Origin of the sequence: Bradyrhizobium sp. BLXBL-01 (assembly GCF_051853025.1) — a bacterium.
In the GTDB taxonomy this organism is placed as follows: domain Bacteria; phylum Pseudomonadota; class Alphaproteobacteria; order Rhizobiales; family Xanthobacteraceae; genus Bradyrhizobium.
The window spans coordinates 5,644,608-5,670,726 of the sequence record NZ_CP182471.1 but is presented as its reverse complement, the minus strand read 5'-3'; the positions used below and the strand labels follow the sequence as shown (position 1 = coordinate 5,670,726).

At 65.0% G+C, this 26,119-nt stretch carries 21 protein-coding genes; 9 read left to right on the top strand and 12 right to left on the bottom strand.

Annotated features, from left to right (window positions below; translation table 11 throughout):
* Window positions 1–39: 39 nt before the first annotated feature.
* Window positions 40–537 (bottom strand): hypothetical protein, encoded by a 498-nt coding sequence (locus tag ACNJYA_RS26380; protein ID WP_172784123.1) that lies wholly within the window; start codon window positions 535–537, stop codon window positions 40–42.
* A 455-nt stretch (window positions 538–992) separates the two neighbouring features.
* On the opposite strand from ACNJYA_RS26380, the gene ACNJYA_RS26375 reads away from it, so the two are divergent.
* The 6 genes from ACNJYA_RS26375 to ACNJYA_RS26350 all read left to right on the top strand — a co-directional run bounded on the left by ACNJYA_RS26375 (window position 993) and on the right by ACNJYA_RS26350 (window position 7,152).
* Complete coding sequence (locus ACNJYA_RS26375) at window positions 993–1,226, top strand: hypothetical protein (RefSeq protein WP_025035011.1); 234 nt, start codon at window positions 993–995, stop codon at window positions 1,224–1,226.
* A 193-nt stretch (window positions 1,227–1,419) separates the two neighbouring features.
* Window positions 1,420–2,304, top strand: coding sequence for a squalene synthase HpnC (hpnC, locus tag ACNJYA_RS26370; protein WP_439400967.1), 885 nt, complete (start codon window positions 1,420–1,422; stop codon window positions 2,302–2,304).
* A complete protein-coding gene (hpnD, locus tag ACNJYA_RS26365; RefSeq protein WP_439400966.1) occupies window positions 2,294–3,133 on the top strand; it encodes a presqualene diphosphate synthase HpnD in 840 nt (279 codons plus the stop codon). The genes hpnC and hpnD overlap by 11 nt, the downstream gene beginning before the upstream one ends.
* Entirely contained in the window at window positions 3,133–4,389 is a 1,257-nt protein-coding gene (gene hpnE / locus ACNJYA_RS26360) for a hydroxysqualene dehydroxylase HpnE (RefSeq protein ID WP_439400965.1), read from the top strand. The genes hpnD and hpnE overlap by 1 nt, the downstream gene beginning before the upstream one ends.
* 64 nt (window positions 4,390–4,453) lie before the next feature.
* The gene (shc, locus tag ACNJYA_RS26355) at window positions 4,454–6,406 is read left to right on the top strand and encodes a squalene--hopene cyclase (protein ID WP_439400964.1); all 1,953 of its coding nucleotides are present in this window, start codon (window positions 4,454–4,456) and stop codon (window positions 6,404–6,406) included.
* Window positions 6,403–7,152, top strand: coding sequence for a phosphorylase (locus ACNJYA_RS26350; RefSeq protein ID WP_212259700.1), 750 nt, complete (start codon window positions 6,403–6,405; stop codon window positions 7,150–7,152). Before shc ends, ACNJYA_RS26350 begins: the two co-directional genes overlap by 4 nt.
* A gap of 1,034 nt (window positions 7,153–8,186) precedes the next feature.
* On the opposite strand, the gene hpnH is transcribed toward ACNJYA_RS26350, so the two are convergent.
* Entirely contained in the window at window positions 8,187–9,347 is a 1,161-nt protein-coding gene (gene hpnH / locus ACNJYA_RS26345) for an adenosyl-hopene transferase HpnH (protein WP_036006086.1), read from the bottom strand.
* 36 nt (window positions 9,348–9,383) lie between these two features.
* The gene (gene ispH / locus ACNJYA_RS26340) at window positions 9,384–10,310 is read right to left on the bottom strand and encodes a 4-hydroxy-3-methylbut-2-enyl diphosphate reductase (RefSeq protein WP_439400963.1); all 927 of its coding nucleotides are present in this window, start codon (window positions 10,308–10,310) and stop codon (window positions 9,384–9,386) included.
* A 453-nt stretch (window positions 10,311–10,763) separates the two neighbouring features.
* On the opposite strand from ispH, the gene ACNJYA_RS26335 reads away from it, so the two are divergent.
* On the top strand, window positions 10,764–13,352 hold the full coding sequence (locus ACNJYA_RS26335; protein ID WP_439363770.1) for an MMPL family transporter: 2,589 nt from the start codon (window positions 10,764–10,766) through the stop codon (window positions 13,350–13,352).
* Here the strand turns inward: ACNJYA_RS26335 and ACNJYA_RS26330 are convergent.
* Window positions 13,320–13,973 carry a DUF2147 domain-containing protein gene (locus ACNJYA_RS26330; protein ID WP_439400962.1) on the bottom strand — a complete coding sequence of 218 codons (654 nt, stop codon included), beginning with the start codon at window positions 13,971–13,973 and terminating at the stop codon, window positions 13,320–13,322. The genes ACNJYA_RS26335 and ACNJYA_RS26330 overlap by 33 nt on opposite strands.
* 141 nt (window positions 13,974–14,114) lie before the next feature.
* On the opposite strand from ACNJYA_RS26330, the gene hpnO reads away from it, so the two are divergent.
* Complete coding sequence (gene hpnO / locus ACNJYA_RS26325) at window positions 14,115–15,506, top strand: aminobacteriohopanetriol synthase HpnO (protein ID WP_439400961.1); 1,392 nt, start codon at window positions 14,115–14,117, stop codon at window positions 15,504–15,506.
* A 123-nt stretch (window positions 15,507–15,629) separates the two neighbouring features.
* On the opposite strand, the gene ACNJYA_RS26320 is transcribed toward hpnO, so the two are convergent.
* From ACNJYA_RS26320 to ACNJYA_RS26300, 5 genes are all read right to left on the bottom strand, one after another.
* A complete protein-coding gene (locus ACNJYA_RS26320) occupies window positions 15,630–16,397 on the bottom strand; it encodes an anti-sigma factor family protein (RefSeq protein WP_439363767.1) in 768 nt (255 codons plus the stop codon).
* A complete protein-coding gene (locus ACNJYA_RS26315) occupies window positions 16,394–16,939 on the bottom strand; it encodes a sigma-70 family RNA polymerase sigma factor (RefSeq protein ID WP_439363766.1) in 546 nt (181 codons plus the stop codon). The genes ACNJYA_RS26320 and ACNJYA_RS26315 overlap by 4 nt, the downstream gene beginning before the upstream one ends.
* 109 nt (window positions 16,940–17,048) lie before the next feature.
* A complete protein-coding gene (locus ACNJYA_RS26310; RefSeq protein ID WP_439363765.1) occupies window positions 17,049–17,384 on the bottom strand; it encodes a cupredoxin domain-containing protein in 336 nt (111 codons plus the stop codon).
* Between the two features lie 19 nt (window positions 17,385–17,403).
* Window positions 17,404–18,348, bottom strand: a complete 945-nt coding sequence (locus tag ACNJYA_RS26305; protein WP_439363764.1) for a metallophosphoesterase family protein — start codon at window positions 18,346–18,348, stop codon at window positions 17,404–17,406.
* Between the two features lie 220 nt (window positions 18,349–18,568).
* Window positions 18,569–20,188: a GMC family oxidoreductase gene (locus tag ACNJYA_RS26300; protein WP_439400960.1), complete on the bottom strand. Its 1,620-nt coding sequence runs from the start codon at window positions 20,186–20,188 to the stop codon at window positions 18,569–18,571.
* Between the two features lie 173 nt (window positions 20,189–20,361).
* Between ACNJYA_RS26300 and ACNJYA_RS26295 the strand changes: the two genes are divergently transcribed.
* Complete coding sequence (locus ACNJYA_RS26295; RefSeq protein WP_439363762.1) at window positions 20,362–21,534, top strand: M20 aminoacylase family protein; 1,173 nt, start codon at window positions 20,362–20,364, stop codon at window positions 21,532–21,534.
* A gap of 144 nt (window positions 21,535–21,678) precedes the next feature.
* Here ACNJYA_RS26295 and ACNJYA_RS26290 read toward each other — a convergent pair whose 3' ends face one another.
* The 3 genes from ACNJYA_RS26290 to ACNJYA_RS26280 all read right to left on the bottom strand — a co-directional run bounded on the left by ACNJYA_RS26290 (window position 21,679) and on the right by ACNJYA_RS26280 (window position 26,102).
* Window positions 21,679–23,307: an inorganic phosphate transporter gene (locus tag ACNJYA_RS26290; protein ID WP_439363761.1), complete on the bottom strand. Its 1,629-nt coding sequence runs from the start codon at window positions 23,305–23,307 to the stop codon at window positions 21,679–21,681.
* Between the two features lie 117 nt (window positions 23,308–23,424).
* A complete protein-coding gene (locus tag ACNJYA_RS26285) occupies window positions 23,425–24,867 on the bottom strand; it encodes a UdgX family uracil-DNA binding protein (protein ID WP_439400959.1) in 1,443 nt (480 codons plus the stop codon).
* Window positions 24,867–26,102 carry a putative DNA modification/repair radical SAM protein gene (locus ACNJYA_RS26280; RefSeq protein WP_439363759.1) on the bottom strand — a complete coding sequence of 412 codons (1,236 nt, stop codon included), beginning with the start codon at window positions 26,100–26,102 and terminating at the stop codon, window positions 24,867–24,869. Before ACNJYA_RS26280 ends, ACNJYA_RS26285 begins: the two co-directional genes overlap by 1 nt.
* Between the last annotated feature and the right edge of the window lie 17 nt (window positions 26,103–26,119).

Here is a 26,119-nt window from a genome sequence, read left to right as displayed (position 1 = left end):
AGAACCTGGGGCATGTTCCTCGTTGCGGGCGAAGAGTCTTCAGCCCTTCGTCATGGTGATGTTGACGCCGCGGATCTCGCCCTTGGACGAGATCTGCACGGTCTGCTTGGTGCCGTTGGTGCGCAGCGACAGATTGGCGGCAAAGCCGTTGGCCTCGACGAAGACCTCGATCTGGCCGCCACCGGCGGTGCCCTGGAGGTTGCCGAAGATGTTGCGGCTGGACTCGCTCCAATTGCCTGAGATGCGGTCGCCCTGGCTCGTCACGTCGCTGGTCAGGTCGAACTTGTAGCTGTCGGAGGCGCAGTGCAGCGCCTGCTTCAGACTGAGGCCGCTGCCGGCGACCTTGTAATCCGCCTTGCAGCGGATGCGCTCGGTGGAGCCGTCGGACAACGACACCGTGCCGGTGCCGCTCCATGCGCCGTCGAAACCGGCGAACGGTCCGGACGACTGAGCATGGCTTGCCGTAACCGAAAAGAGCAGCGCCGCCCCGATGCCGGCCGCCGTGATTGCCAGTCCAGATCGCCCAAAGAATTTCATCGCAAATATCCCGTTTTGGAACGACGTTCGCTCATCATTGAGAACGTCTCGCCACATCGAAAGTTTAGTGCTCCGAGCAAGTCGCAGGTTCAAAGCCCGGCGGCCAGAGACGGCGGTTCACGCAGCCCCGCCGCGCTTCAGGGCCGCGATTTGCCGCGTTTCGGCATGTTTGCGGCGACCAAGGGCGGGCGAAGAGATGCAGCGCGGCAACAGGTCTGCATTAAAACGCAATGCTTCCGAATTATGATGTAGTATCAAACCCTTACATCTGCGACTTAAAATGCGGGGAAGACCTGTTCGGCGGGTGCGGCGCCAATTTGGCCGCATTTGCCAGTGCTTGTGCCTTCTCTGAGGCCGCTACAAGCGGCGACTTGCCATCAGAACAATCCGTTCCGGTCATCCGCCCTGTGCAGTCCGGGATCGGTGCGATTCTGCCGTCAGAATGAAGGAATACAATGCGTAATCTTCTCGTCGCTCTCACCCTGCTGTCGGCCTCCCTTTCGACAGCGGCGTTCGCCCAGCAAGGGCGAGGCACGGACGCCGAGCAGAAGGCCTGCACCCGCGATGTGCAGAAGTTCTGCCGTCCGGTCATCGACCAGGGCGATTTCACGATCCTGGCCTGCCTCAAGGAGAACCGGGCCAAGATCTCGCAGGCCTGCGACCAGGTCCTGAAGAACCACAATCAATAAACTCGGCCATTGGCCCCCAAGGCGGCCCTCGGCCGCTTTTTCCGGGCGCGATCCGCGAAGGGGCGGCCGTCGACGGACAGGATTGGTTTTGCGGCCGTATTCCCCTATATGGGGGCCGCGGCGGCATCGCCGGCATGAGCCCGCGCGAGCGAAAAAGCCCTTCCTGTCCAACCGATTGTAAACCAGCCCCTCGATGACCTCTGCGAGCGAATTGCGATCCGGCAAGGGTGACCGCGACGAGAATTTTCCCGTCGCGTCCTGGATCATTCATCCGCGTCATCGCGCCCTGATCCTGGCCTATTACAATTTCGTCCGCACCGCCGACGACATCGCCGACCACGCCACGCTACCCGCCGACCAGAAGCTCGCTTTTCTCGACCTGCTCGAGGCGGAACTGCTCGGCAAGGGCGACACCCAGCCTGAGGCCGTCAGCCTGCGCCGCGCGCTGGCCGAGCGCGGCATGCCGCCGCGCCACGCGCTCGACGTGCTGATCGCGTTCCGCATGGACGTGACCAAGCTGCGCTACGAGACCTGGGACGAGGTCATCCACTATTGCCGCTATTCGGCGATGCCGGTCGGCCGCTTCATGCTCGACGTTCATGGCGAGAGCACCTCGACCTGGGCCGCCTCGGACGCGCTCTGCGCAGGCTTGCAGATCAACAATCACCTGCAGGATTGCGGCAAGGATTTCCGCGAGCTCAACCGCGTCTATCTGCCGCGCGATGCGCTGGCAGCACACGGCGCCTCGGTCGAGCAGCTCGGCCTTGCGCAATCGCCGCCGGCGATGCTGGCCTGCCTGCAATCGCTCGCCGCGCGCAACGAGGCGCTGCTCGAGGAGGGCAGGTCGCTCGCTGCGGAAATCCGCGATTTCCGTCTTGGCGTCGACGTCTCCGTCATCCAGGCCTATGCCGACCGCATCGTGCGCCTGCTCAAGGTCCGCGATCCCCTGCGTGAGCGCGTGCATCTGAACAAGTTCGAGCTGCTCGCCTTCAGCCTCGCCGGGATGATCGGCGAAGTCGGCCGCCGTGCGGTCGGCCGCAAGGCCATTTCCAGACCGGGGGCTGCCCATGACGCTTGAGGCGACCACGCCCGGCGCCAATTACGGCTCGACCGCATCCGGCAGCTCGTTCTATGCCGCGATGCGCATCCTGCCGCGTGACCAGCGCGACGCGATGTTCCAGATCTACAGCTTCTGTCGCCAGGTCGACGACATCGCCGATTCCGACGGCCCGCGCGAGGAGCGACTCGCAGCACTTCAGGAATGGCGCAACGACATCGACGCGCTCTATCAGGGCCATCCGCCGCCGCGGCTGAAGGACTACGTCGCCTCGGTGAAGACGTTCGGGCTCAAGCGAGAGGATTTCCTCGCCATCGTCGACGGCATGGAGATGGACGTGCCGCAGGATATCCGCGCGCCCGACATGGCGACGCTGGATCTGTATTGCGACCGCGTCGCCAGCGCCGTGGGGCGGCTGTCGGTGCGGGTGTTCGGCATGCCCGAGGAAGACGGCATTCTGCTCGCGCACCATCTCGGCCGTGCGCTGCAGCTCACCAACATCCTGCGCGACATCGACGAGGACGCCGGCCTCGGCCGGCTTTATCTGCCGCGCGAGGCGCTGCTGCATGCCGGCATCACCTCCAACGATCCACACCGCGTGATCGCCGAGCGCGCGCTGCCGAAAGTCTGCCTGCCGCTGGCGCAGCGCGCCAAGGTGCATTTCGAGAAGTCGGACGAGATCATGAACCGCAACAGGCGCCGCGCCGTGCGCGCGCCGCGGATCATGTCGAAATACTATCATTCCATTCTGGACCTCCTGATCGCGCGTGGCTTCTCCGCGCCACGCGCGCCGGTACGTGTGTCGAAGATCACACGGATCCTGATCCTGCTCCGTTACGCTTTCATCTGATGCAAAACACAGCTCACATCATCGGTGCTGGAATTTCCGGCCTCTCCGCCGCCGTGCGGCTCGCCAATGCCGGCTTCAAGGTCGCCGTGCACGAGGCGACGCACCAGGCCGGCGGCCGCTGCCGGTCCTATTTCGACGGTGCGACCAATCTCACCATCGACAACGGCAATCATCTGCTGCTGTCGGGCAACAGCCATGCGCGTGCCTATGCGCGCGCGATCGGCACCGAGGCGGGCCTCGTCGGCCCGGAGCGCGCGCAATTTCCCTTCGTCGACATCAAGACCGGGCAGCGCTGGCAGATCGATCTCGGCGAGGGCCGGTGGCCGACCTGGGTGCTCGACGAAGGCCGCCGCGTGCCTGACACGGGCCTCACCGACTATCTCAAGCTGGCGCCGCTGATCTGGGCGTCGGAGGAGACGCTGGTCGGCAAGTCGATTCCGACCGAGGGCATCCTTTATCAGCGCCTGGTGCAGCCGCTGCTGCTCGCCGCGCTCAACGTCGATCCGCCTGAAGGCTCGGCCGGGCTTGCCGGCGCGATCGTGCGCGAGACGCTGCTTGCGGGCGGGCAGGCCTGTCGTCCCCTGATCGCGCGCGATGGCCTCAGCGCCGTGCTGATCGAGCCCGCCGTGACCTTTCTGCAGGAACGTGGTCACACCGTTCAGCTCGGCCATGAGCTGCGCTCGTTCGTCAGCACGGACGGCAAGGTGACAGCGCTGAATTTCGGCGGCGAGGATTTGATCCAGTTCGGTGCGGGCGATGTCGTCGTGATGGCGGTGCCGCCGCGCGCGGCCGCCAGCCTGTTGCCGGGGCTGAAGACGCCGACCGAATTTCGCGCCATCGTCAATGCGCATTTCCGCTTTGAGCCGCCGCCCGGCTCGGCGCCGATCCTCGGTGTGATCGGCGGCATTGTGGAATGGCTGTTCGCGTTCCCGAATCGGCTCTCGGTGACCATCAGCAACGGCGACCGGCTCGTCGACATGCCGCGCGAGGAACTCGCGCAGGCGATCTGGAACGACGTCTGCGAGGCGGGCGGTGTCTCTGGCGAGCTGCCTCCTTGGCAGATCGTGCGCGAGCGCCGCGCCACATTTGCGGCGACGCCGGCCCAGAATGCCCTGCGTCCGGGGCCGGTCACTGCGCTGAAAAACCTGTTCCTCGCCGGCGACTGGACTGCTACGGGATTGCCAGCAACCATCGAGGGATCGGTCCGGTCGGGTGACCGCGCCGCCGATCTGGTTCTGGCCGCCAAAGGATCCTGAAAGGCGGCCTGACGGGCAAATGTCCCGGTCAACTTTCAATCGACTATCGGAGCAATCGAGCGACATGGATTCCGTGACCGCGACCAGCCGCGAAGCTTTGGAATCGAGCATTGCGTCGGCGACCCAGGGCGTCCTCGGCTTCCAGCAATCCGACGGCCATTGGGTGTTCGAGCTCGAGGCCGACTGCACGATTCCGGCCGAGTACATCCTGCTGCGCCACTATCTCGCCGAGCCGGTCGACACCGTGCTCGAGGCCAAGATCGGCAACTACCTGCGCCGCGTTCAAGGCGCTCATGGCGGCTGGCCGCTCGTGCATGACGGCGAGTTCGACATGAGCGCCAGCGTGAAGGCGTACTTCGCGCTGAAGATGATCGGCGACTCCATCGACGCGCCGCACATGATGCGCGCGCGCGAGGCGATCCACGCCCGCGGCGGCGCGATCAACAGCAACGTCTTCACCCGCTTCCTGCTCGCAACCTTCGGCGTCGTGACCTGGCGCGCGGTGCCGGTGCTGCCGATCGAGATCGTGCTGCTGCCGTTCTGGTCGCCGTTCCACCTCAACAAGATCTCCTACTGGGCGCGCACCACCATGGTGCCGCTGATGGTGATCGCCGCGCTGAAGCCGCGCGCGAGGAATCCGAAGGGCGTCGGCATCGACGAATTGTTCCTGCAGGACCCGCGCTCGATCGGCATGACCGCCAAGGCGCCGCATCAGAGCATGGCCTGGTTTCTGTTGTTCCGCTCGCTGGACGCGATCCTGCGCGTGATCGAGCCGCTGTTTCCCAAGAGCCTGCGCAAGCGCGCGATCGACGCCGCGCTCGCCTTCACCGAGGAGCGGCTCAACGGCGAGGACGGCATGGGCGCGATCTATCCGCCCATGGCCAACATCGTCATGATGTACGACGCGCTCGGCAAGGACGAGAACTTCCCGCCGCGCGCGATCACGCGCCGGGGCATCGACAAGCTGCTCGTGATCAAGGGCGACGAGGCCTATTGCCAGCCCTGCGTCTCGCCGGTGTGGGACACGACGCTGACCGCGCATGCGCTGCTGGAAGCCGGCGGCGACAAGGCGGTGCCGGCGGCCAAGCAAGGCCTCGACTGGCTGATCCCGAGGCAGGAGCTCGCGGTGAAGGGCGACTGGGCGGTGAAGCGGCCCGACGTCCGCCCGGGCGGCTGGGCCTTCCAGTACAACAATGCCCATTACCCCGATCTCGACGACACGGCCGTGGTCGTGATGTCGATGGACCGCATGCGCCGGGAGCACGGTGCGGCCGGCTATGACGACGCGATCGCCCGCGGCCGGGAGTGGATCGAGGGCATGCAGAGCGACGACGGCGGCTGGGCCGCCTTCGACGTCAACAACCTCGAATATTACCTGAACAACATCCCGTTCTCGGACCATGGCGCGCTGCTCGATCCGCCGACCGAGGACGTCACCGCGCGCTGCATCTCGATGCTGGCCCAACTCGGCGAGACCGAGAAGACCAGCAAGCACGTCGCCGCCGGCGTCGCGTATTTGCGGAAGACCCAGCACCCGGAGGGGTCCTGGTACGGCCGCTGGGGCATGAACTTCATCTATGGAACCTGGTCGGTGCTGTGCGCCCTCAACATGGCCGGCATCGACCACAAGGACCCCATGATCCGCAAGGCCGCCGACTGGCTGGCCTCGATCCAGAACGACGACGGCGGCTGGGGCGAGGACGCCGTGAGCTACCGGCTCGACTACAAGGGCTGGGAGGCCGCCCCCTCGACCGCCTCGCAAACGGCATGGGCCTTGCTTGCCCTGATGGCGGCAGGCGAGGTTGATCACCCGGCCGTCGCCCGCGGGGTGGAGTACCTGATTGCAACACAGAACGAAAAAGGACTGTGGGACGAGCAGCGGTACACCGCCACAGGCTTCCCCCGCGTGTTCTATCTACGTTATCATGGTTACCCAAAGTTCTTTCCGCTGTGGGCATTGGCGCGGTATCGGAACTTGCGGAACACCAACAGCAGGGTGGTAGGGGTCGGAATGTGACTTTGGGGACGGGGGACTTTGTTACCGCGGGTAATGCCATCGACCCGCGGCCGATACTGATCGTGACTGGACTGGTGCAGGAGGCCCGCATTGCGGCCGGGCCTGGCATGGCGGTCATTTGTTCATCCAGCAGCCCGACCCAGTTGCGGGCGCTTCTGACGGTGGTGGACCCAGAGACGATTCGCGGCGTGATCTCGTTCGGTGTGGCCGGCGGGCTCGATCCGAGCTTGCGCTCCGGCGACGTCGTGCTGGCGACAGAAGTGCTCTCCGGCGACGCCCGCTGGGCTGCCGGCCTGTCGCTCGGTGACGACCTGATCGAGCGCCTGACCTCCGGCCGCCGCCGCGTCGTGCGCGGCAGCCTCGCCGGGGCCGAGGAAGTGGTCACGAAGCGGTCCTGCAAGGCTGCGCTGCATTCGGAGACGGGGGCTGCGGCCGTCGACATGGAAAGCCACATCGCCGCCGCCTACGCCGCCGAGGCCGGGCTGCCTTTCGCCGCGGTCCGCGTCATCAGCGACCCCGCCCACCGCGCGCTGCCGGCGCTCGCCCGCGCCGCGATCAAGCCGAACGGCCAGATCGACCTCGCCGCCGTGCTGCGCGGCATCGTGCGCAATCCGGCGACGCTGCATGCCCTGGTCTCGACCGGCATCGACTTCAACCGCGCGCTGCGGTCACTGCGTGGCTGCCGCGATTATCTGATCGGGACGGAGCTGATCGAGAGCGAGGAGTTGGTGTCGAAGGCGGCGTGAGCGGGTTCTTCGAGTTGGCAAGACAAAACAGCCCGGTCGTCTGACCGGGCCTTTTGTTTTGAGCTGCCCGATCCCCGTCACGGGCGAGTGGCGTCCTTCCACTCAGCACGCAACGACAGCGATAGGCTCGCAGGAGCTCAACGCGGCTGGACAAAATGCCCGTCGGGCAAAACAGCGCGGACCTCGTCAATCCCTTCCTGCAAAAATATTCCACTTTCCCGAATTTCGGATTTGTGGCATAGGACGCTCATCCCGGTCCTGCCAGAGGGGCGCTTCGCGATCGTCACGAGATGCGGGTCGGGGTGCGGTGGACGCGGCAGCGCCGGCGCGAAAGGCGATGACAGGGCGGGCATCCGTGAGTCATGCGCGACGCGTACGACACGGCGCCGTCAAAGCGGCCAGGCTGGATCTCTGGGGCGAGCACACGCGAGCCCCCGATGCTTCCTGAAGGGCCGTCCGCGGACGGAGAAGTCGTGTGGTCCCGACGCCCGGGGTTCTGGCGTCAAGTCTTGCGGTGATGCGGCGGCCCGACCGGGTGTGCACATCGATCAGCCGCGACGACGACGGGGGCAATAGTGCAACGCTCCCCGAGGAGAGCACGAAGGACACCGTTAAAACCAACCGCGCAGGGAAGGCCGGGCGTCCGGCATCACCTGTGATCCACCCCGTGTGCGTTTTCGATGCACGCGGACCGCGGGTGCCGCCGGCGCCCGGCCTTCCCTGCGCCCTCTGGTCTTCAAAGGGGCGCGAACGAGACGCATAGCCCGGGCGAACGCACCGCGGGGATGCGAAGGTGTGTCTGCGATGGGCAGCGCGAATGGCAAGAGCAAGCTGCTGCCGCACTCTCCGTCATTGCGAGCGCAGCGAAGCAATCCAGACTGTCTCCGAAGAACGATTCTGGATTGCTTCGCTGCGCTCGCAATGACGCTGGGGCTGATAGCGTGCTCCCAAGCCGCACGAATCCTGCCCAGAAGAAAAAAGCCCGGTCGCGCTGGCGGCCGGGCTTTCGTCGTGAGGTCTGATCGTGCGGCGTTTTACGCCGCCGTCGAAGCCTTCTGCGCGGCCTTCGCCTGCGCGGCGGCGGCTTCGTCCTTGCGGATCTCGGAGAGCTTCTTCTGGACCTGCTCGGAGAAGATGTACTGCGCCGGGCGCTGCTTGGAGAGGTCGATCTCCGGCGCCATCGGGCCACTGGTCCGCACGCCGCGCAGCGCCACCCACATCGCCTTCAGCGGGTTGTTGAGCGCTGCGGTCGCCGCGGTCGGCTCGTAGCCGCAATGGGCCATGCAGTCGGCACACTTCTCGTACTTGCCGGTGCCGTAGGAATCCCAGTCGGTGGTCTCCATCAGCTCCTTGAAGGTTTTGGCGTAGCCTTCACCGAGCAGATAGCAGGGCTTCTGCCAGCCGAAGATGTTGCGCGCGGGCATGCCCCACGGCGTGCACTCGTATTCCTGGTTGCCGGCGAGGAAGTCCAGGAACAGGCCGGAATGCATGAAATTCCACTTCTTGCCCTTGCCCATCGCAAAGACGTCGCGGAACAGCTTCTTGGTCTTGGTGCGGTTGAGGAAGTGCTCCTGGTCCGGGGCGCGCTCATAGGCGTAGCCCGGGGACATCGAGACGCCGACACCGAGCTCGGTGGTGAGGTCGAGGAATTTGGCGATCTCCTCGGCCGGGTGGCCGTCGAAGATGGTGGCGTTGACGTTGACGGTGAAGCCGCGCGCCTTGGCCGCCTTGATCGCCGAGACGGCGCGGTCGAACACGCCCTTCTGCGAGACCGCCTTGTCGTGGTGGTCACGCAGGCCGTCGAGATGTACCGAGAAGAACAGATAGGGCGAGGGCTCGAACAGATCGAGCTTCTTCTCCAGCAGCAGCGCGTTGGTGCAGAGCGAGACGAACTTCTTGCGCGCCACGAGGCCGCGCACGATCTCGCCGATCTCCTTGTGGATCAGCGGCTCGCCGCCGGGAATGGCGACCATCGGCGCGCCGCATTCATCGGCCGCGTCCCAGCACTCCTGCGCGGTCATGCGGCGGTTGAGGATGGCATCGGGATAATCGATCTTGCCGCAGCCGACGCAGGCGAGGTTGCAGCGGAACAGCGGCTCCAGCATCAGCACGAGCGGATAGCGCTTGCGGCCAAGCAGTTTCTGCTTGAGCAAATAGCCGCCGATACGCATTTCCTTGAAGAACGGGATAGCCATTACAGGTTTCTTTCTGGGCTTTTCAATTCAGGTGGGTCAGCTCGCGGCCAGTTGGGCCGGAAGCCGGAATTCGATGTTTTCCTCGCGGCCCGGCAACACCGAGACCTTCACCGGTCCGATCCGCCGCATCGCTTCAATCACGTCATCCACGAGTACCTCGGGCGCCGAAGCGCCGGCCGTGACGCCGACGTTCCTGGCATCCTTCAACCACTCCGGATTGAGCTCGCTGCCGTCGGCAATCAAATAACTCGCGACGCCGGCCTCAGTGCCGATTTCGCGGAGCCGGTTCGAGTTCGAGCTGTTGGCAGCGCCCACCACCAAGATCACGTCGACCAGCTTGCTCAAGTCCCTTACCGCAGATTGGCGGTTCTGTGTCGCATAGCAGATATCCCGGATATCCGGACCTTGAATGTCTGTAAAGCGGGCTTGAAGGGCGGCGATGATGTCCTTGGTGTCGTCGACCGACAGGGTGGTCTGGGTGATGTAGGCCACTGGCGTATCTGCCGGCAGGGTCAGTGCCTTAACCTCTTCAACGCTTTGAACAAGCTGCACCGGCCCCGGGACCTGGCCCATCGTGCCCTCGACCTCGGGGTGGCCGGCATGGCCGATCAGGATCAGGGTGCGGCCCTTGCCGATGTAGCGCTTCCCCTGATTGTGAACTTTCGTGACCAGCGGGCAGGTGGCATTGAGCACCGGAAGGTCGCGTGCGGCGGCCTCTTCCTCGACGCTGCGGGCGACGCCGTGGGCGCTGAACACGGTCACCGCCTTCGGCGGCACCTCGGCGAGTTCCTCGACGAAGATGGCGCCTTTGTTCTTCAGGCTCTCGACGACGTATTTGTTGTGCACGATCTCATGGCGCACGTAGACGGGCGGGCCGTACTTCTCCAGCGCCCGTTCCACGATCTCGATTGCACGCACCACGCCCGCGCAGAAGCCGCGCGGTTGCGCCAGATAAACTTCCATGGGACGCCCATCACGCAAGTTGCACCCATCCGCTCCCGTAAGTCCCCAAGCGGCACTCCGATACTGACCAATGAGTTGCAATATCCGCACCATTGGTTCGCGCCTGCGGTAACTACCCACCCCTGTGGGGACTCCGGCGCATGGAGGCGCAGTACTTTGTGTCAAAAAATCGGCAGAATGGAAAGCTGGAACCGCGGGCGGAGGCTTCTGAGGTATTTTGGTAGGGTATGGGATGTGCCCGCTTGCGCGACATTCCTGCGTAGCCCTTCGTCACTTTCCCGCCTCAACTCCCCGGCTATACCGGCGGCCCGCATGATTTTGCCACGGTCTCCCGCCGTTTACCCTCGAACCTTCTGGCGGCGAGAACCACCCAAAACAGCAATAGGTTTCGCCCGGGAACTCCGATAAACAGCGGGCGTTTCCGGCAAGCTGTTAACCGCAGAAAGAAAAGAAGTGCTGCAAAGCGTCGTCGTTGCCATCGTCAGGGCCTGCACCCGGTTTGCCTCCCTTGTCGTCGTTCTCGGGCTCCTGCTGTCGGTGGGGGCGGGCTATTACGCTGCGCGCCATTTCGCCATCAACACCGACATCAATTCGCTGATCGCCCAGAATCTGGACTGGCGCCAGCGTGATCAGCAATTCGATCGCGCCTTCGACCGCGACGCGACGATCACGGCGGTGGTCGAGGCCAAGACCCCGGAAATGGCGAGCGCCGCGGCCGATGCGCTCTACGCCAAGCTGAAGGACGACAAGACCAACTTCCAGTCCATGCAGCAGCTCGGCAGCGGCGAATTCTTCGAGAAGAACGGCCTGTTGTTCCTGCCGACCGAGGAGGTCGGCAAGATCACCGGCCAGTTCGAATCCGCAGCGCCCCTGATCGAGATCATGGCCGGCGACCCCTCGATCCGCGGCCTCACCGGGGCGCTGGAGACGGGCCTTGCCGGCGTCAAGCGCGGCCAGGTCAAGCTCGACAACACCGAGCGGCCCTTCAACCTGATCGCGCAGACGGTCGAGACCGTGCTCAACAAGGGCAATGCCAGCTTCTCCTGGCGCGAGCTCGTCAGCGACGAGCCGCTCAAGGATTCGGACAAGCGTACCTTCATCGAGTTCAAGCCGATTCTCGACTACAACGCGCTGGAGCCGGGCAAGGATGCCACCGACGCGATCCGCAAGGCCGCTGCGGATCTGGATTTCACTGGCAAATACCAGGCGCGGGTGCGGCTGACCGGCCCCGTGCCGATCGCCAACGAGGAATACGCCACCGTTCAGGAGGGCGCGGTCGTCAACGGCGTCGGCACGATTCTCGTCGTGCTGGTCATCCTGTGGCTGGCGCTGCATTCGTCGAAGATCATCTTCGCGGTGTTCGTCAATCTGTTCGTCGGCCTTGCGATCACGACCGCGGCCGGCCTGATGATGGTCGGATCGTTCAATCTGCTGTCGATCGCCTTCGCGGTGCTGTTCGTCGGCTTGGGGGTCGATTTCGGCATCCAGTACAGCGTCCGCTACCGCTCGGAGCGCTACAAGCACGACGATCTCGCGGGTGCACTGGTGCTGGCGGCCAAGCGCTCGGCGGTGCCGCTGTCGCTGGCGGCGATGGCGACGGCTGCCGGTTTCCTCTGCTTCATGCCGACCGACTACAAGGGCATCGCCGAGCTCGGCCAGATCGCCGGCGTCGGCATGCTGGTGGCGTTCATCTCGTCGATTACCGTTCTGCCAGCCATGCTGAAGCTGCTGAACCCGCCGGGCGAGCCGGAGCCAGTCGGCTACGCCTTCCTCGCGCCGCTCGACCATTTCCTGGAGAAGCATCGGGTGCTGATCGTCGGCGGCACGCTGCTGCTCGCGCTCGGCGGCCTGCCGCTGCTCTACTTCATGAAGTTCGACTTCAACCCGATGAACCTGCGCAATCCGCACGCCGAGTCGATCGCCACCTTCCTCGATTTGCGCAAGGATCCGAACACCGGCGCCAATGCCGTCAACGTGATGACGACGTCGGAAGAGCAGGCGAGGCAGGTCGAGGCGAAGCTGGAGAAGGTGCCCGAGGTGCTCAGGGTGATGTCGCTCGACAGCTTCGTGCCGCAGGACCAGCCGCCGAAGCTCAAGCTGCTCGCGCAGGGCGCCAAGGTGCTGAATCCCGCGCTCAACCCCGATCAGATCGACGCAGCGCCGACGGATCAAGAGAATGTCGAAGCGCTGAAATCCTCGGTCGACAATCTGCGCCGGACGGCGGGCGAGGCGAAGGGCCCGGGCGCTGTCGCCTCGCGCCGTCTTGCCAACGCGCTCGAAAAGCTCGCCAATGGCGACGAGGCCACGCGCAACAAGGCGCAGGACGTGTTCGTCGCGCCATTGAAGATCGTGTTCGACCAGCTCAGGAACGCGATGCAGGCAGGTCCCGTCACCCTGAGCTCGCTGCCGCCCGATCTCGTCAGCGCCTGGAAGAGCAAGGACGGTGTCATCCGCGTCGAGGCGCTGCCCAAGGGTGATCCCAACGACAACGATACGCTGCGCAAATTCGCAGCGGCGGTGCTCCAGGCCGAGCCGACTGCGATCGGCGGGCCGGTCTCGATCCTGAAATCCGGCGACACCGTGGTGAAGGCGTTCATCCACGCCGGCATCTATGCACTGCTGGTGATCGGGCTCCTGCTGTGGATCACGCTCCGCCGCTTCGTCGACGTGCTGATGACGCTGGTGCCGCTTCTGGTTGCCGGCGCGGTGACGCTCGAGATCTGCGTGTTGATCGGCCTGCCGCTGAACTTCGCCAACATCGTCGCGTTTCCGCTGCTGCTCGGCGTCGGCGTCGCCTTCAAGATCTATTATGTCGTGGCCTGGCGCTCGGGCAGGACAAACCTGCTCCAGACCAGCCTGACGCGCGCGATCTTTTTCAGTGCGCTGACGACGGCGACCGCGTTCGGCAGCCTGTGGCTGTCGAGCCATCCCGGCACGTCCAGCATGGGCAAGCTGCTGGCCCTCTCGCTGGTGACGACGCTCGCCGCCGTGCTGCTGTTCCAGCCGGCCCTAATGGGCAAACCCCGCAATCTCAGGGAGTAGGCAGATGTCGCCGACCGGGTCGGCGGCGCCCTTCTGACCGGGCTTGGCTGCGCCGGCGGCCTTGGGAGCTGCGGGCGCAGGCGTGGTGGTGCCGCCCGTGGCTTGGGCTGCCTGGGCCCCTTGCCCTGCTTGCGGCTTCGGCGCAGTGCCGCTGGATTTCGCCGCGCCCTTGGCCATGGCGTTGGCAGGGCTGGAAGGGATCGGCGGGCCGACCCGGGTCCAGGTTTCGCCGCCGCAGAGGAAGCCCATGACGCAGCCCTTGATCTCGAGCTGGTCGGGGCCGGCCGGCGTGATCGTCGCGCTGTAGAGCTGACCGTCCTTGGCGTTGTAGACCTGTCCTTCCCACTGATCGACGCCGGGCTTCTTCTTCATGTCGATCAGGGTTGCCATGCCGAGCGTCGGCCTGTTCTTTTTCGAGGCATCCGGATTGTTCTCGTCGCGCCCGCCGGGCTGCTTTTCCCAGGAAACCGCGCCCCACATGCTGCCATAGCATTGGGCGACGCGAATGTTGGCAACGCCGTCGGCGACCCGCCAGTCGCCGGTCGGATCCGCGGCCAGCGCGGGCGTCAGGCCGGCGTAACCGCCAGCCAGTATTAGTCCGGTGTAAAGGGCCAAACGCATGTGTGTTCCTTGGCAGTGCAACATGGTCTAAAGCTGTGCTTGCGAAGATGGTCCGAAAAAGGGCAAAAGGCCGCACAGACCGTTTTCAGTAACGGTCCGTTTTCAGTTGACGAGACGGCCCTCAACCGAAGTATGTAGCGGATGCACAGCCCAAATCCAGACATGTCTCAGCTATTCGCGGACCGTCAGGCCCAGCGCAGCACCCTGCATAACCGGTATCTGAACGAGCAGTTCGTTCGGGTGCTCAAGACCATCGGCTACGATGTCGGCTTCCAGAAGGGGCAGGGGCAGTACCTCTACGACCGCGACGGCGCGCGCTATCTCGACCTGTTGTCCGGCTTTGGCGTGTTTGCGATCGGGCGCAATCATCCCGTCATGCGCGAGGCGCTCAAGAGCGTGCTCGATGCCGACCTGCCCAACCTCGTCCAATTCGACGTTTCGACGCTCGCCGGTGTGCTGGCCGAGCGCCTCCTGAAATACGTTCCCTATCTCGACAAGGCGTTCTTCGCCAATTCCGGCGCGGAATGCGTCGAGGCTGCGATCAAGTTCGCGCGCGGCGCGACGGGGCGTCCCGGCATCGTCTATTGCGCGCACGGCTATCACGGGTTGACCTACGGCGCGCTGTCGCTGACCGGCGACGCCAACTTCCGCACCGGCTTCGAGCCGCTGCTGCCGGGCTGCACCCCGATCCCGTTCAACGACCTGGCCGCGCTGGAAAAGGCGCTGGCCTCGCGCGAGGTCGCCGCCTTCGTCGTCGAGCCGATCCAGGGCAAGGGCGTCAACATGCCCACCGACGAGTTCCTGCCGGGGGCGGCCGCACTCTGCAAGAAATACGGCACGCTGTTCGTCGCCGACGAGATCCAGACCGGCATGGGCCGCACCGGCCGCTTCCTCGCGGTCGAGCACTGGAACGTCGAGCCCGACATGGTGCTGCTGTCGAAGTCGCTGTCGGGCGGCCACGTGCCGGTCGGCGCCGTGCTGACGCGCAAGAGCATCTTCGACAAGATCTTCAACCAGATGGACCGCGCGGTGGTGCACGGCTCCACCTTCTCCAAGAACGACCTCGCGATGGCCGCGGGCATCGCCACGCTCGACGTCATGGAATCGGAGAAGCTGATCGATGCGGCCGCCAAGCGCGGCGCCGAGCTGCGCCTCGCGCTGACGCGCATGGTGCCCGGCTACGAGCTGCTCAAGGAAGTCCGCGGCAAGGGCCTGATGATCGGCATCGAGTTCGGCCCGCCGAAATCGCTGCGCCTGCGGGCCTCCTGGAACGTGCTCGAGACCGCCAACAAGGGCCTGTTCTGCCAGCTCATCACCGTGCCGCTGTTCAAGGATCACAAGATCCTGACGCAAGTCGCCGGCCACGGCAGCCACACCATCAAGCTGCTGCCGCCGCTCACCATCACCGAGGAAGACTGCACCTGGATCGAGCGCGCCTTCGACGACGTCATCGCCGGCAGCCACAAGGTCCCCGGCGCGATCTGGTCGCTCGGCAAGACGCTGGTGGACAACGCGGTGCGAAGGTCGGCCTGATCTCTTTGCCGAGCCATCTCGGCATTCGTCTTTGCGAGCGAAGCGAAGCAATCCAGGCTGTCTTCCGCGGAGGCAGCCTGTATTGCTTCGTCGCTTCGCTCCTCGCAATGATGCTGGCCCAATCTACCCCTCCACGTTCGCCTTCATTGCCGCCTCGAACTTGTCGACGAATTCGGCAAGTTCGTCGGCGCCGAGATCGCTGACGGCCCAGAAGTTCAGGCCGCGGCCGCCCCAGCGGCGGCAGTTGAAGCCCTGCATGGTCTGGGTCTTCGGCGGCCGATGCTCGGTGCTTGAAGTTTGCGACACGAACAGATTGATCACGTGTTGCCGGCGCCGGTAGACCACGGCGCCGATGGCGCGGGCGTCGATATAGTCGAGCCGGCCGCCGACGAGCGTAAAACCTTGCGCGGTGAGGTCGATCACCGGTGGTGCGACGTCGAGCTTGCCGTTGAACCAGGGCTTGACGGTGTGCTGGTCGGTCGAGACCACGTCGGTGAGATGGCCGGCCTGGAGCGAGCGCAGATGCGCGGAGACGACCTCAGACAGAATGCGCTGCTGGTCATCCTGGCGCAGCACCACCGCGACGATTCCGGTGGCGGCGAGCGCGGAGACGGCCGAGCCCATCGCAAATCCGCGCAGCACGGCGCGGCGGCTCGGCTGCTGGCGCTGCGGCTCAGGCAACGAGGCTTCGATGCGAGCGCGCAGGCTTGCCGGCGCGGTGTAGCGCAAATTGGTACCTGCGAGCACGCGCTGCATCTCGCGCTGCGCCGCGAACTCCGCGGCGCAGGCCGGGCAGCTCGCGATATGGGCTTCGACCTCGCGCGCGTGGCCGGCATCGAGCTCGCCATCGAGCAGCGCGTGAAGCAGGATCCTTGCTTCGTCGCAGGTCATTTCGCTTGCTCCTCTTCCGTCCAGGCCGCGCGCAGCATGGCGCGGGCGCGGGCGAGGCGGGACATCACGGTGCCGACGGGGACGCCGACGGCCTCGGCGATTTCACGATAGGACAGGTTGTTGATCTCACGCAGGACGAAGGTTTCCTTGAACGGCTCGGCGAGCGCGTCGATCAGCTTGCGGATTGCGCCGGCATCGCGGCTGCGCAGCACTTCAGTCTCGGGGCTCGCCTCGGTCTCCCGCCAGAGCGGCGTCTGCTCGGCGGCACCTAGCGTATCCTCGATCGCGCTGGGCCGGTTCGCGCGACGCACATATTCGGCGTTGCAGACGTTGCGCAGGATCGCGAACAGCCAGGGCTTCATCGCAGGCCCCCGGTAGCTGTCGAAATGCTTCAGCGCGCGCAGATAGCACTCCTGCACCGCGTCCTCGGCGTCAGAGGCATCGCGCAGCAGGTAGCGTGCGAGCGTGTAGACGTCGTCGAGATAGGGCAGCGCTGCCTCGCGGAAGCGCTGTGCCTTCTGCACATCGTCGGTGGCGGGCATCGCTCCTCGCTTTGCCTCTGGTTCTTCTTTTGCCTTGACCGCGGGCGCATGCGCCCGGCCGGCGTGGGACCACCGGCCGGGCAGGACGTTGATGCCTTGGTTGAAGACGTTACTCAACCTTGATCATCCCCGTCATGTGCGGGTGCAGCGAACAAAAATACTTGTAGTCGCCCGCATTGGTGAAGGTGAAGGAGAACTTGTCGTCGGTATCAAGGGTCTTGGACCTGAACTTGCCGGCAGAGACGATGGTGTGCGGGATATCGTCCCGGTTGGTCCAGGTCACGGTGGTGCCGACCTTGATCTTGAGCTCGGCCGGCTGGAACACGAAATTGTCGATATGCACGTCCGTGTCGTCGGCGTGCGCCTTTGCCGCGGGCAACAGGATAGCCGCGGCCAGAGCGAGACCGAGGTCGAAACCGAAGTCGCGGCGATTGAAAGTCTTCATTGTCAGCTTCCGTTCAACCTTAGCCCTGGAGCGGCGTGTCGATGATCGCGAGCCGCTGCTCGTTCTGCTTGAAGTTGATGCTGGCGACCCCAAGCATGGAGCGCAGCCTTGCGTCCTCGACCTTCATCGGACCGGGCGAGGGCGCGGCCCCCGGCGCCGGCTGCGGGAAGGCGGTCGAGCGCGCGGTGTGGAAGGTGACGTTGCCCTCGACCTTCTGCATCACCTGATGGATGTGCCCGTTCAGCACGGTGACCGAGCCAAAGCCCTTGACGTATTCCAGCGCGCGCCCGCCGTCCTCGGTGCCCCAACCCCATTGCGGATAGACGGTCCAGAGCGGGATGTGCGCGAACAGCACGATCGGCGTCGATTTTGACTTGCCGCGCAGATCGTCCTCGAGCCAGGCGAGCTGCTCGGCGCCGAGATTGCCCAGGCCCCCGGCCTTGAGGTCGACCACGTTGACGAGGCCAATGAAGTGCACGCCCCCGGCGTCGAACGAGTACCAGCCGTGACCTTTGGTGCCGCGGCCGTAGCGTTCGCGATAGAGCTTCACCTCCTCGTCGATGAAATCATGCTCGCCGGGCACGTAATGCACGTCGAGCTTGGTCTGCGAGATGATGCGCTCGGCATTGTCGAACTCGGCGGCTTTCGACAGATGCGTGATGTCGCCGGTGTGGATCATGAACGACGGCTTTGCCGGCATCGCGTTGATCTTGTTCACGGCCTCTTCCAGCGTGCCGAGCGCGTTGGGATTGGCCGGCTTGTCGAAGCCGACATGGCTGTCGCTGATCTGGAGGAAGGTCATGCCGGGCGCGGCCGCCGTTGCGGCCTCGGCCGAATCGATGATGCCGATCGAGCGTGGCACGCCGCCCGTGACGGTCCAGAGCACCCCGGTGCCGGCCCAGGTCATGCACTCCAGCACCTTGCGGCGGCTGACGCCGTCGTCCCCGTGATTGTGTCCGCTCATCGCGCCTCTCCACGTCGCCCGGAATTGGGCTTCGGGGAGATGATCGGGGGAGGGCGCGGCTTATTCCCCGACGGAATGACGATTTCGTGAGTGCAGTCTCGTGTCCCGGACAGGGCGCAGCGCCGCTTGGCGGTGCGCCGCAGAGCCGGGACTTGCCGCAAGGGTCCCGGCTCAGCGTCGCACCGCTTCGCGCTGCGCCGCGTCCGGGACACGATAGCGTCTACTTCGCATCCTCCAGGATCATCGTCGCACCCTTCTCGGCGATCATTGCGGTCGGCGTGTTGGTGTTGCCCGAGGTGATCGTCGGCATGATCGAGGCATCGACGATGCGCAAATTGCCGAGGCCATAGAAGCGCAGGCGCTCATCCACCACCGCCATCGGATCGTTCGGCGTGCCCATCTTCGCGGTGCCGACGGGATGGAAAATGGTGGTGCCGATGTCGCCGGCGGCCTTCGCCAGCGAGGCGTCGTCGTCGCCGACCGTCGGCCCCGGCAGATATTCGCTGGGGCGATATTTTGCCAGCGCCTTCTGCTGCATCAGGCGCCGCGTGGTGCGAATGGCGTCGGCGGCGACCTGTCGGTCGTCGTCGGTCGACAGATAGTTCGGCGCGATGATCGGCTTCTCGTCAGGCGTTGTCGCGCGCAACCGCACCGTGCCGCGCGAGGTCGGCTGCAGATTGCAGGCGCTGACGGTAATTGCGGGAAAGCGATGCAAGGGATCGCCAAACCTGTCGAGCGACAGCGGCTGCACGTGAAACTGGATATTGGCGCGGGCGCGCGTCGCATCGGAGCGCGTGAAGATGCCGAGCTGCGACGGTGCCATGGTCAGCGGACCGCGGCGGCGGAAGGCGTAGTCGAGCCCCATCAGGCCGCGGCGGAACAGATTGTAATAGGTCTCGTTCAGCGTGCGCACGCCCTCCACCTTGTAGATCGCGCGCTGTTGCAGGTGATCCTGGAGATTGCGCCCGATGCCGGGCTTGTCCATGACGATGTCGATGCCGAGCGGCGACAGCCAGTCGGCAGGGCCGATGCCGGAGCGATGCAGCACCTGCACCGAGCCGATGGAGCCTGCCGAGAGCACCACCTCGCGCTTCGCACGCGCCTCGACGATCTCGCCGTTCCGGATGAAGCGCACGCCGACGGCGCGGCCCTGCTCGATGATGAGGCGGTCGACCAGCACGTGCTTCTCGAGTCGCAGATTGGGGCGCCTCAAGGCCGGCTTGAGGAAGCCGCGCGCCGACGACCAGCGCCGGCCGCGCTTCTGGTTGACGTGGAAATAGCTGGTGCCTTCGTTGTCGCCGGTGTTGAAATCCGGGATGCGCTTGATGCCCATCTCCTCGGCGGCATCACCGACCGCATCGAGAATGGCCCATGACAGCCGCGGCGCCTCGATGCGCCAACCGCCCCCGGCGCCGTGATGCTCGCTGGCGCCGAGGAAGTGGTCCTCGAGGCGCATGAACAGCGGTAGCACGTCGTCATAACCCCAGCCGGTCAGGCCAAGCTGGCGCCAGTGATCGTAGTCGGCAGCCTGTCCGCGCATCGAGATCATGGCGTTGATGGCCGAGCAGCCGCCGATCACCTTGCCGCGCGGATAGGCCAGCGAACGGCCGTTCAGGCCGGGCTCGGCCTCGGTCTTGAACATCCAGTCCGAACGTGGATTGCCGATGGCGAAGAGATAGCCGACCGGAATGTGGAACCAGATCCAATTGTCGTCGCCGCCGGCTTCAAGGATGAGAACGCGGTTGCCTGGGGCAGCCGACAGCCGGTTGGCGATGATGCAGCCCGCGGTGCCGGCTCCGACGACAATGTAGTCAAACTCACCTTCAAGGCGCCTCGGCATTCTGCTTCCACCCGGATAGTCTCTTTGCGTTCCGTCTAATAGGCCGACGCGGCCGATCGGGACAAGCCCGGCCATGCCGGGTGAACAGGGCTAGACCCCGATTGCCGGCGGTTGGGTGGACCGACGCTTGCATGGTAGATAGTCCTGTACTTCCAACCAGCTCGAGACCTTACATGCCCATCGTGAACCGCGTCGCCGATCTTCAGCCCGATATCCAGACTTGGCGGCGGGACATCCACCAGCACCCTGAGTTGCTGTACGACGTCCACCGCACCGCAGCATTCGTCGCGGACCGTCTGCGGGAGTTCGGCTGCGATGAGGTCGTGACCGGCCTCGGCCAGACCGGCGTCGTCGGCGTGATCAAGGGCAACAAGCCTGCCGGCGAGGGGCTCAAGGCGATCGGCATGCGTGCCGACATGGACGCGCTGCCGGTCGAGGAGCAGACCAATCTGCCTTACGCCTCCAAGACCCCCGGCAAGATGCACGCCTGCGGCCATGACGGCCACACCGCGATGCTGCTCGGGGCGGCCCGCTATCTCGCCGAGACGCGCAATTTTGCCGGCGATGCCGTGGTGATCTTCCAGCCGGCCGAGGAGGGCGGCGCCGGCGGCGCGGCCATGGTCAAGGACGGCTTGATGGAGCGCTTCGGCATCGAGCAGGTCTACGGCATGCACAACGGCCCGGGCATTCCGGTCGGCTCGTTCGCGATCCGCCCAGGCCCCATCATGGCGGCGACCGACGAGGTCGACATCATGATCGAAGGCGTCGGCGGCCACGCCGCGCGTCCGCACAAATGCGTCGATTCCGTTCTGGTCGGCGCGCAGGTGATCACGGCGCTGCAGTCGATCGTCTCGCGCAGCGTCGATCCCCTGGAATCGGCGGTGATCTCGATCTGCGAATTCCACGCCGGCAATGCCCGCAACGTCATTCCGCAGACCGCGACCCTGAGAGGCACCATCCGCACGCTGACGCCGGAGGTGCGCAAGCTGGTCGAGAAGCGCGTGCATGAAGTCGTGGCAGGCGTGGCGCAGATCACCGGCGCCAAGATCGACCTGCACTACAAGCGCAATTATCCGGTCGTGAACAACCACGCGGCTGAGACCGAGGTGGCACGGCGCATCGCCACGCAGGTCGCGGGCGAGGCCCATGTGCACGAGATGGCGCCGCTGATGGGCGGCGAGGATTTCGCCTACATGCTCGAAGCGCGGCCCGGCGCCTTCATCTTCTGCGGCAACGGCGACAGCGCCGGCCTGCATCACCCCGCCTACAATTTCAACGACGAGGCTATCGTCTACGGCACGTCCTATTGGGTGAAGCTGGTCGAGGAGCAGCTCGCGGCGTCTTAGTTCACCTCGCCCCGCTTGCGGGGAGAGGTCGGCGCGAAGCGCCGGGTGAGGGGGACTCTCCGCGAGTCCATCTGTCACCATTTTCTCGGATGGAGCCCGTCACCCCAGCCCTCTCCCCGTAACAACGGGGAGAGGGAGAGGCTCTCAGAACATCCGCGAGAAGATCACGTAGAGCGTGGCCGACAGCATGATCGCGCAAGGCAGCGTCAGCACCCAGGCCATCAGCAGGTTGCGGATCGTCGACCATTGCAGGCCCGAACCGTTCGCCGCCATGGTGCCGGCGACGCCCGACGACAGCACATGGGTGGTGGAGACCGGCAGGCCGAACACGTCGGCCGCGCCGATCGTGGCGGCGGCCACGAGCTCGGCGGACGCTCCTTGCGCATAGGTGAGATGGCTCTTGCCGATCTTCTCGCCGACCGTGATGACGATGCGTTTCCAACCGATCATGGTGCCGAGGCCGAGCGCGATCGCGACCGCGATCTTCACCCAGTTCGGGATGAACTTCGTGGCGGCGTCGAGCGATCCCTTGTAGGCGTTCAGGGTCGCAATCTCCTCCTTGTTGAGATCGTTCTCCTTGTCCTTCATCAGGAAGCGGATCGCTTCGGAGGTCATGTACATGTCGTTGCGGGTGTTGCCGACGGCTTCCGCGGGCACCTTGTTCAGCGTGCCGTATTTGGCGACCTGGTCGCCGACGTCCTTCACCAGAACCGCGAGCGAGGGATAGGTCCCCTCGTTGATGTGGCGCTGCGTGATATACTGCGTCACGGCGGGACGGGGATCGCCGATGATGCTGTGGCCGGCGCCCTTCGCCGAGATCACCCTGGCGGCGGCATCCGAGGTCTTCTGGAACTGGACGACCTGCGATTCCGGCAGCGCGCGGTTGAGCGCGTAGGCCGTCGGCACGGTGCCGATCAGGATCAGCATGATCAGGCCCATGCCCTTCTGGCCGTCGTTCGAGCCGTGCGCGAAGCTGACGCCGGTGCAGGTCGCGATCAAGAGGCCGCGGATCCACAGCGGCGGCGCCTTGTTGCCTTCAGGCGCGGAATAGAGCGCCGGGTTGCGCACGATGAACTTGAGCACGAGCAACAGCGTGGCGGCGCAGATGAAGCCGAACAGGGGCGACAGCAGCAGCGCGTAGCCGATCTCGGTCGCCTTGGTCCAGTCCACGCCCGAGGTGCCGTCGCGGCCGCGCATGACGGCGTTGGCGATACCGACGCCGATGATCGAGCCGATCAGCGTGTGCGAGGAGGAGGCGGGCAGGCCGAAGAACCAGGTGCCGAGATTCCACAGGATCGCGGCGATCAGCAGCGCGAATACCATGGCGAAGCCGGCGCTGGAGCCGACCTGGAGGATCAGCTCGACCGGCAGCAGCGAGACGATGCCGAAGGCGACCGCGCCGGAGGACAGGAGCACGCCGAGGAAGTTGAAGAAGCCCGACCACATCACCGCGACCTCGGCCGGCAGCGAATGGGTGTAGATCACGGTCGCCACCGCATTGGCGGTGTCGTGGAAGCCGTTGACGAATTCGAAGCCGAGCGCGATCAGGAGCGCGATGAACAGAAGGATGTAGGGCAGATAGGTCGTCACCCGCGTGCCGGTGGCGTTGACGTCGACATAGATGCTGTAGGCGACGAACAGCAGGCCCGCGGCGAGGATGCCGAAGAACAGGATCATCGTCAGCGGATTGAAGCCCTTGTCGAGATTTGGCCGTGAGGCCGGCTGGATCGGCGCGGGATCGGCTACCGCGCGGTCAAATGCTACATCGGTCATATCTGGACGCCCCTTAACTTTCAGGTCCAGGTATTGTCCGCGATGGATTTGAAGGCTGGATGACAACCGACGCGCGAAAGCCGTTTTCCTGCAAGTATGCCGTCGTCCTGCCAGTGCCTAGGCCGCCCGCGCGGCCTTCTTCTGCAAGCCGGCGGCGATCTTCAAGTCCTCGACAAAGCGTCGATACTCCAGCACCTTGGCTTCGGGATCGGGCAGCCGCAGCAGATAGGACGGATGCACCGTCACGAGCGCTTTGCGTCCGTCGGGAAGATCGATCAACCGGCCGCGGTTCTTGCCGATCGGAGTGATCTTGCCGAACACGCTTTGCGCGGCGGTGGCGCCCATCGCGACGATGAGATCCGGCTGGATTGCTGAAACTTCCCGCTCATACCATTGCCGGCACGCCCGGATCTCCGGGGTGTTCGGCTTCTGGTGCAGGCGGATCTTTCCGCGCGGCACGAATTTGAAGTGCTTCACCGCGTTGGTGACATAGACCTTCTTGCGGTCGACGCCGGCTTCCTTAAGCGCACGGTCGAGCATCTGGCCGGCCGGACCGACGAAGGGGTGACCGGCGAGGTCTTCCTTGTCGCCGGGCTGCTCGCCGACCAGCATGATGTTGGCATTCTCGGGGCCTTCGCCGAACACGGTCTGCGTCGCGTCCTTGTAGAGATGGCAGGCGCGGCAATGGGCGGCTTCCTCGCGGAGCCCATCGAGATCGTCGGCAGCTGGCTTGCGTTTCATCGGAGCCTCCGGCCGCTTCTGAGGCTTATGCGGATCGGTTGCGGCATTGGCGATCATGGCACCGGTCATGCGTTCGGCGTCCTCGATCAAGGGCTTAATGATCGAAGCCTCGGGCAGGTTCCTCCAATATTTCTTCGGCATCTCGGCCTGCATCGCCTTCACCTTGAGCCGGGCCGGATTGAAGATGCTGGCATAGTAGCGCCGCCAGGTTTCCTCGAGCCGGTCTTCGCCCGGCGCCTCGCTCTTGCTGACGCCCGGCGTGAACGAGAGCGCGTGGCCGTCCCAATGCGCGCAGAGGTCCGGGGTCAGGATCGACCAGGGCATGTCGGCAAAACGCTTGGCGAAGAACGGCGCGGCGAGCTCGACGATGTGATGCTCCGGCTCGAACCATGCGACGTAATGCGCCTGGCGTTCCCGGCCGATCTCGCGGAAGCGCACGAAGGCATGCATCTTGTGCTCGTCGCGATAGACCGCTTTCGCCATGGCCGTGACCTGCGCGACATCGGGGTCTGTCGCGACCTCGATGAGATCGTGGTTGTCCTTCAGCCGGAACAGCAGGCGATAGAGGATCGCAAAGCGCTCGCCGTCGCGGTGCAGGATCGCCGCCTTCGCGAGCTCGACGAATTTTGCCGAGACATTGAAGGTGCTGTCGTTCACCTCGAGGATCGGAGACGGCGCGGGCGGCGCGAACAACTCCGCTTCGCCGCCTTGCACGGTCCAGGTGACATCGCTGGGTGGCACGTGGTGAAGCACGAGGCTCCGCGCGGCTTTGCGCCAGCCGTCGAAATCGGTTTCGGTGTCGAGGGTGATGTACTGCATCAGAAGCCAAATCCCAGTTGAGTTGCTTTGGGCTTGAATCGTTCGATCAGCCCGGCAGCGTCGAGCCGGTGTGGGGCGGGGCGGTGATCGCTGAGGACGATGAACGGCAGCACCTTGCTGCGGGGCACATGCAGCCGCGCGAGATCGGCGAGGCGGATCGTGGTGGTTCGCCGCGTCGCGATGATGCGTTCGACCGTCCTGGTGCCGAACCCCGGAACGCGCAGCAGCTCCTCGCGGCTGGCGCGGTTGACGTCGAGCGGGAAGCGGTCGCGGTGGCGCAGTGCCCAGGCGAGCTTGGGATCGATGTCGAGCGGCAGCATGGCGCTGTCGTCGACGATCTCGCCGACATCGAAGCCGTAGAACCGCATCAGCCAGTCGGCCTGGTAGAGCCGGTGCTCGCGCAGCAGCGGCGGCGCCCGCAGGGGGAGCGCGCGGCTGGCATCGGGGATCGGGCTGAAGGCGGAGTAATAGACGCGCCGTAGCCGGTAGGCGCCGTAGAGATTGGCGCTGGTGTGGAGAATGGTGTGATCGGAGGCGCTATCTGCGCCGACGATCATCTGCGTACTTTGTCCGGCGGGCGCGAAGCGCTGCGGCTTGGCCTTTGTTTTCGTTGTGCGGTTCTCCTCGGCCTCGTCCAGCTTCAGCCGCAGCCGACCCATGGTGCGGCGGATCGCGCGCACGTCCTTCTCCGGCGCGAATTGCTGCAGGCTGGTCTCCTCAGGCATCTCGATGTTGATCGAGAGACGATCGGCATATTTGCCGGCCTCCGCGATCAGCGCGTCGTCGGCCTCGGGAATGGTCTTCAGATGGATGTAGCCGCGGAAGTGATGCTCCTCGCGCAGTTTTCGTGCGACGCTCACCACTTGCTCCATCGTGTAGTCAGGGCTGCGGATGATGCCGGAGGAGAGAAATAGGCCCTCGATGTAATTGCGCCGGTAGAAGTCGAGCGTGAGCTTGACCAATTCGTCGATGGTGAAGCGGGCGCGTGCTACGTTCGAGGAGGCGCGGTTGACGCAATAGAGGCAATTGTAATTGCAGGCGTTGGTCAGCAGCACCTTGAGCAGGGAAATGCAGCGTCCGTCCGGCGCGTAGGAATGGCAGATGCCCATGCCTGGCGCGGTCGAGCCCATGCCCTTGCCATCACTGGAATCCCGCTTCTCGGTGCCGCTGGAGGCGCAGGATGCGTCGTATTTGGCGGCATCCGCCAGAATCTCCAGTTTGCGTTGCACGTCCATTTAGGAATCCCTTTGAT

Excerpts from the sequence above, each read along its gene's own strand:
- ACNJYA_RS26380 (WP_172784123.1), bottom strand. The coding sequence starts at position 537 with ATGAAATTCTTTGGGCGATCTGGACTGGCAATCACGGCGGCCGGCATC.
- ACNJYA_RS26375 (WP_025035011.1), top strand. The coding sequence starts at position 993 with ATGCGTAATCTTCTCGTCGCTCTCACCCTGCTGTCGGCCTCCCTTTCG.
- hpnC (WP_439400967.1), top strand. The coding sequence starts at position 1,420 with ATGACCTCTGCGAGCGAATTGCGATCCGGCAAGGGTGACCGCGACGAG.
- hpnD (WP_439400966.1), top strand. The coding sequence starts at position 2,294 with ATGACGCTTGAGGCGACCACGCCCGGCGCCAATTACGGCTCGACCGCA.
- hpnE (WP_439400965.1), top strand. The coding sequence starts at position 3,133 with ATGCAAAACACAGCTCACATCATCGGTGCTGGAATTTCCGGCCTCTCC.
- shc (WP_439400964.1), top strand. The coding sequence starts at position 4,454 with ATGGATTCCGTGACCGCGACCAGCCGCGAAGCTTTGGAATCGAGCATT.
- hpnH (WP_036006086.1), bottom strand. The coding sequence starts at position 9,347 with ATGGCTATCCCGTTCTTCAAGGAAATGCGTATCGGCGGCTATTTGCTC.
- ispH (WP_439400963.1), bottom strand. The coding sequence starts at position 10,310 with ATGGAAGTTTATCTGGCGCAACCGCGCGGCTTCTGCGCGGGCGTGGTG.
- ACNJYA_RS26330 (WP_439400962.1), bottom strand. The coding sequence starts at position 13,973 with ATGCGTTTGGCCCTTTACACCGGACTAATACTGGCTGGCGGTTACGCC.
- hpnO (WP_439400961.1), top strand. The coding sequence starts at position 14,115 with ATGCACAGCCCAAATCCAGACATGTCTCAGCTATTCGCGGACCGTCAG.
- ACNJYA_RS26320 (WP_439363767.1), bottom strand. The coding sequence starts at position 16,397 with ATGACCTGCGACGAAGCAAGGATCCTGCTTCACGCGCTGCTCGATGGC.
- ACNJYA_RS26315 (WP_439363766.1), bottom strand. The coding sequence starts at position 16,939 with ATGCCCGCCACCGACGATGTGCAGAAGGCACAGCGCTTCCGCGAGGCA.
- ACNJYA_RS26310 (WP_439363765.1), bottom strand. The coding sequence starts at position 17,384 with ATGAAGACTTTCAATCGCCGCGACTTCGGTTTCGACCTCGGTCTCGCT.
- ACNJYA_RS26305 (WP_439363764.1), bottom strand. The coding sequence starts at position 18,348 with ATGAGCGGACACAATCACGGGGACGACGGCGTCAGCCGCCGCAAGGTG.
- ACNJYA_RS26300 (WP_439400960.1), bottom strand. The coding sequence starts at position 20,188 with ATGCCGAGGCGCCTTGAAGGTGAGTTTGACTACATTGTCGTCGGAGCC.
- ACNJYA_RS26295 (WP_439363762.1), top strand. The coding sequence starts at position 20,362 with ATGCCCATCGTGAACCGCGTCGCCGATCTTCAGCCCGATATCCAGACT.
- ACNJYA_RS26290 (WP_439363761.1), bottom strand. The coding sequence starts at position 23,307 with ATGACCGATGTAGCATTTGACCGCGCGGTAGCCGATCCCGCGCCGATC.
- ACNJYA_RS26285 (WP_439400959.1), bottom strand. The coding sequence starts at position 24,867 with ATGCAGTACATCACCCTCGACACCGAAACCGATTTCGACGGCTGGCGC.
- ACNJYA_RS26280 (WP_439363759.1), bottom strand. The coding sequence starts at position 26,102 with ATGGACGTGCAACGCAAACTGGAGATTCTGGCGGATGCCGCCAAATAC.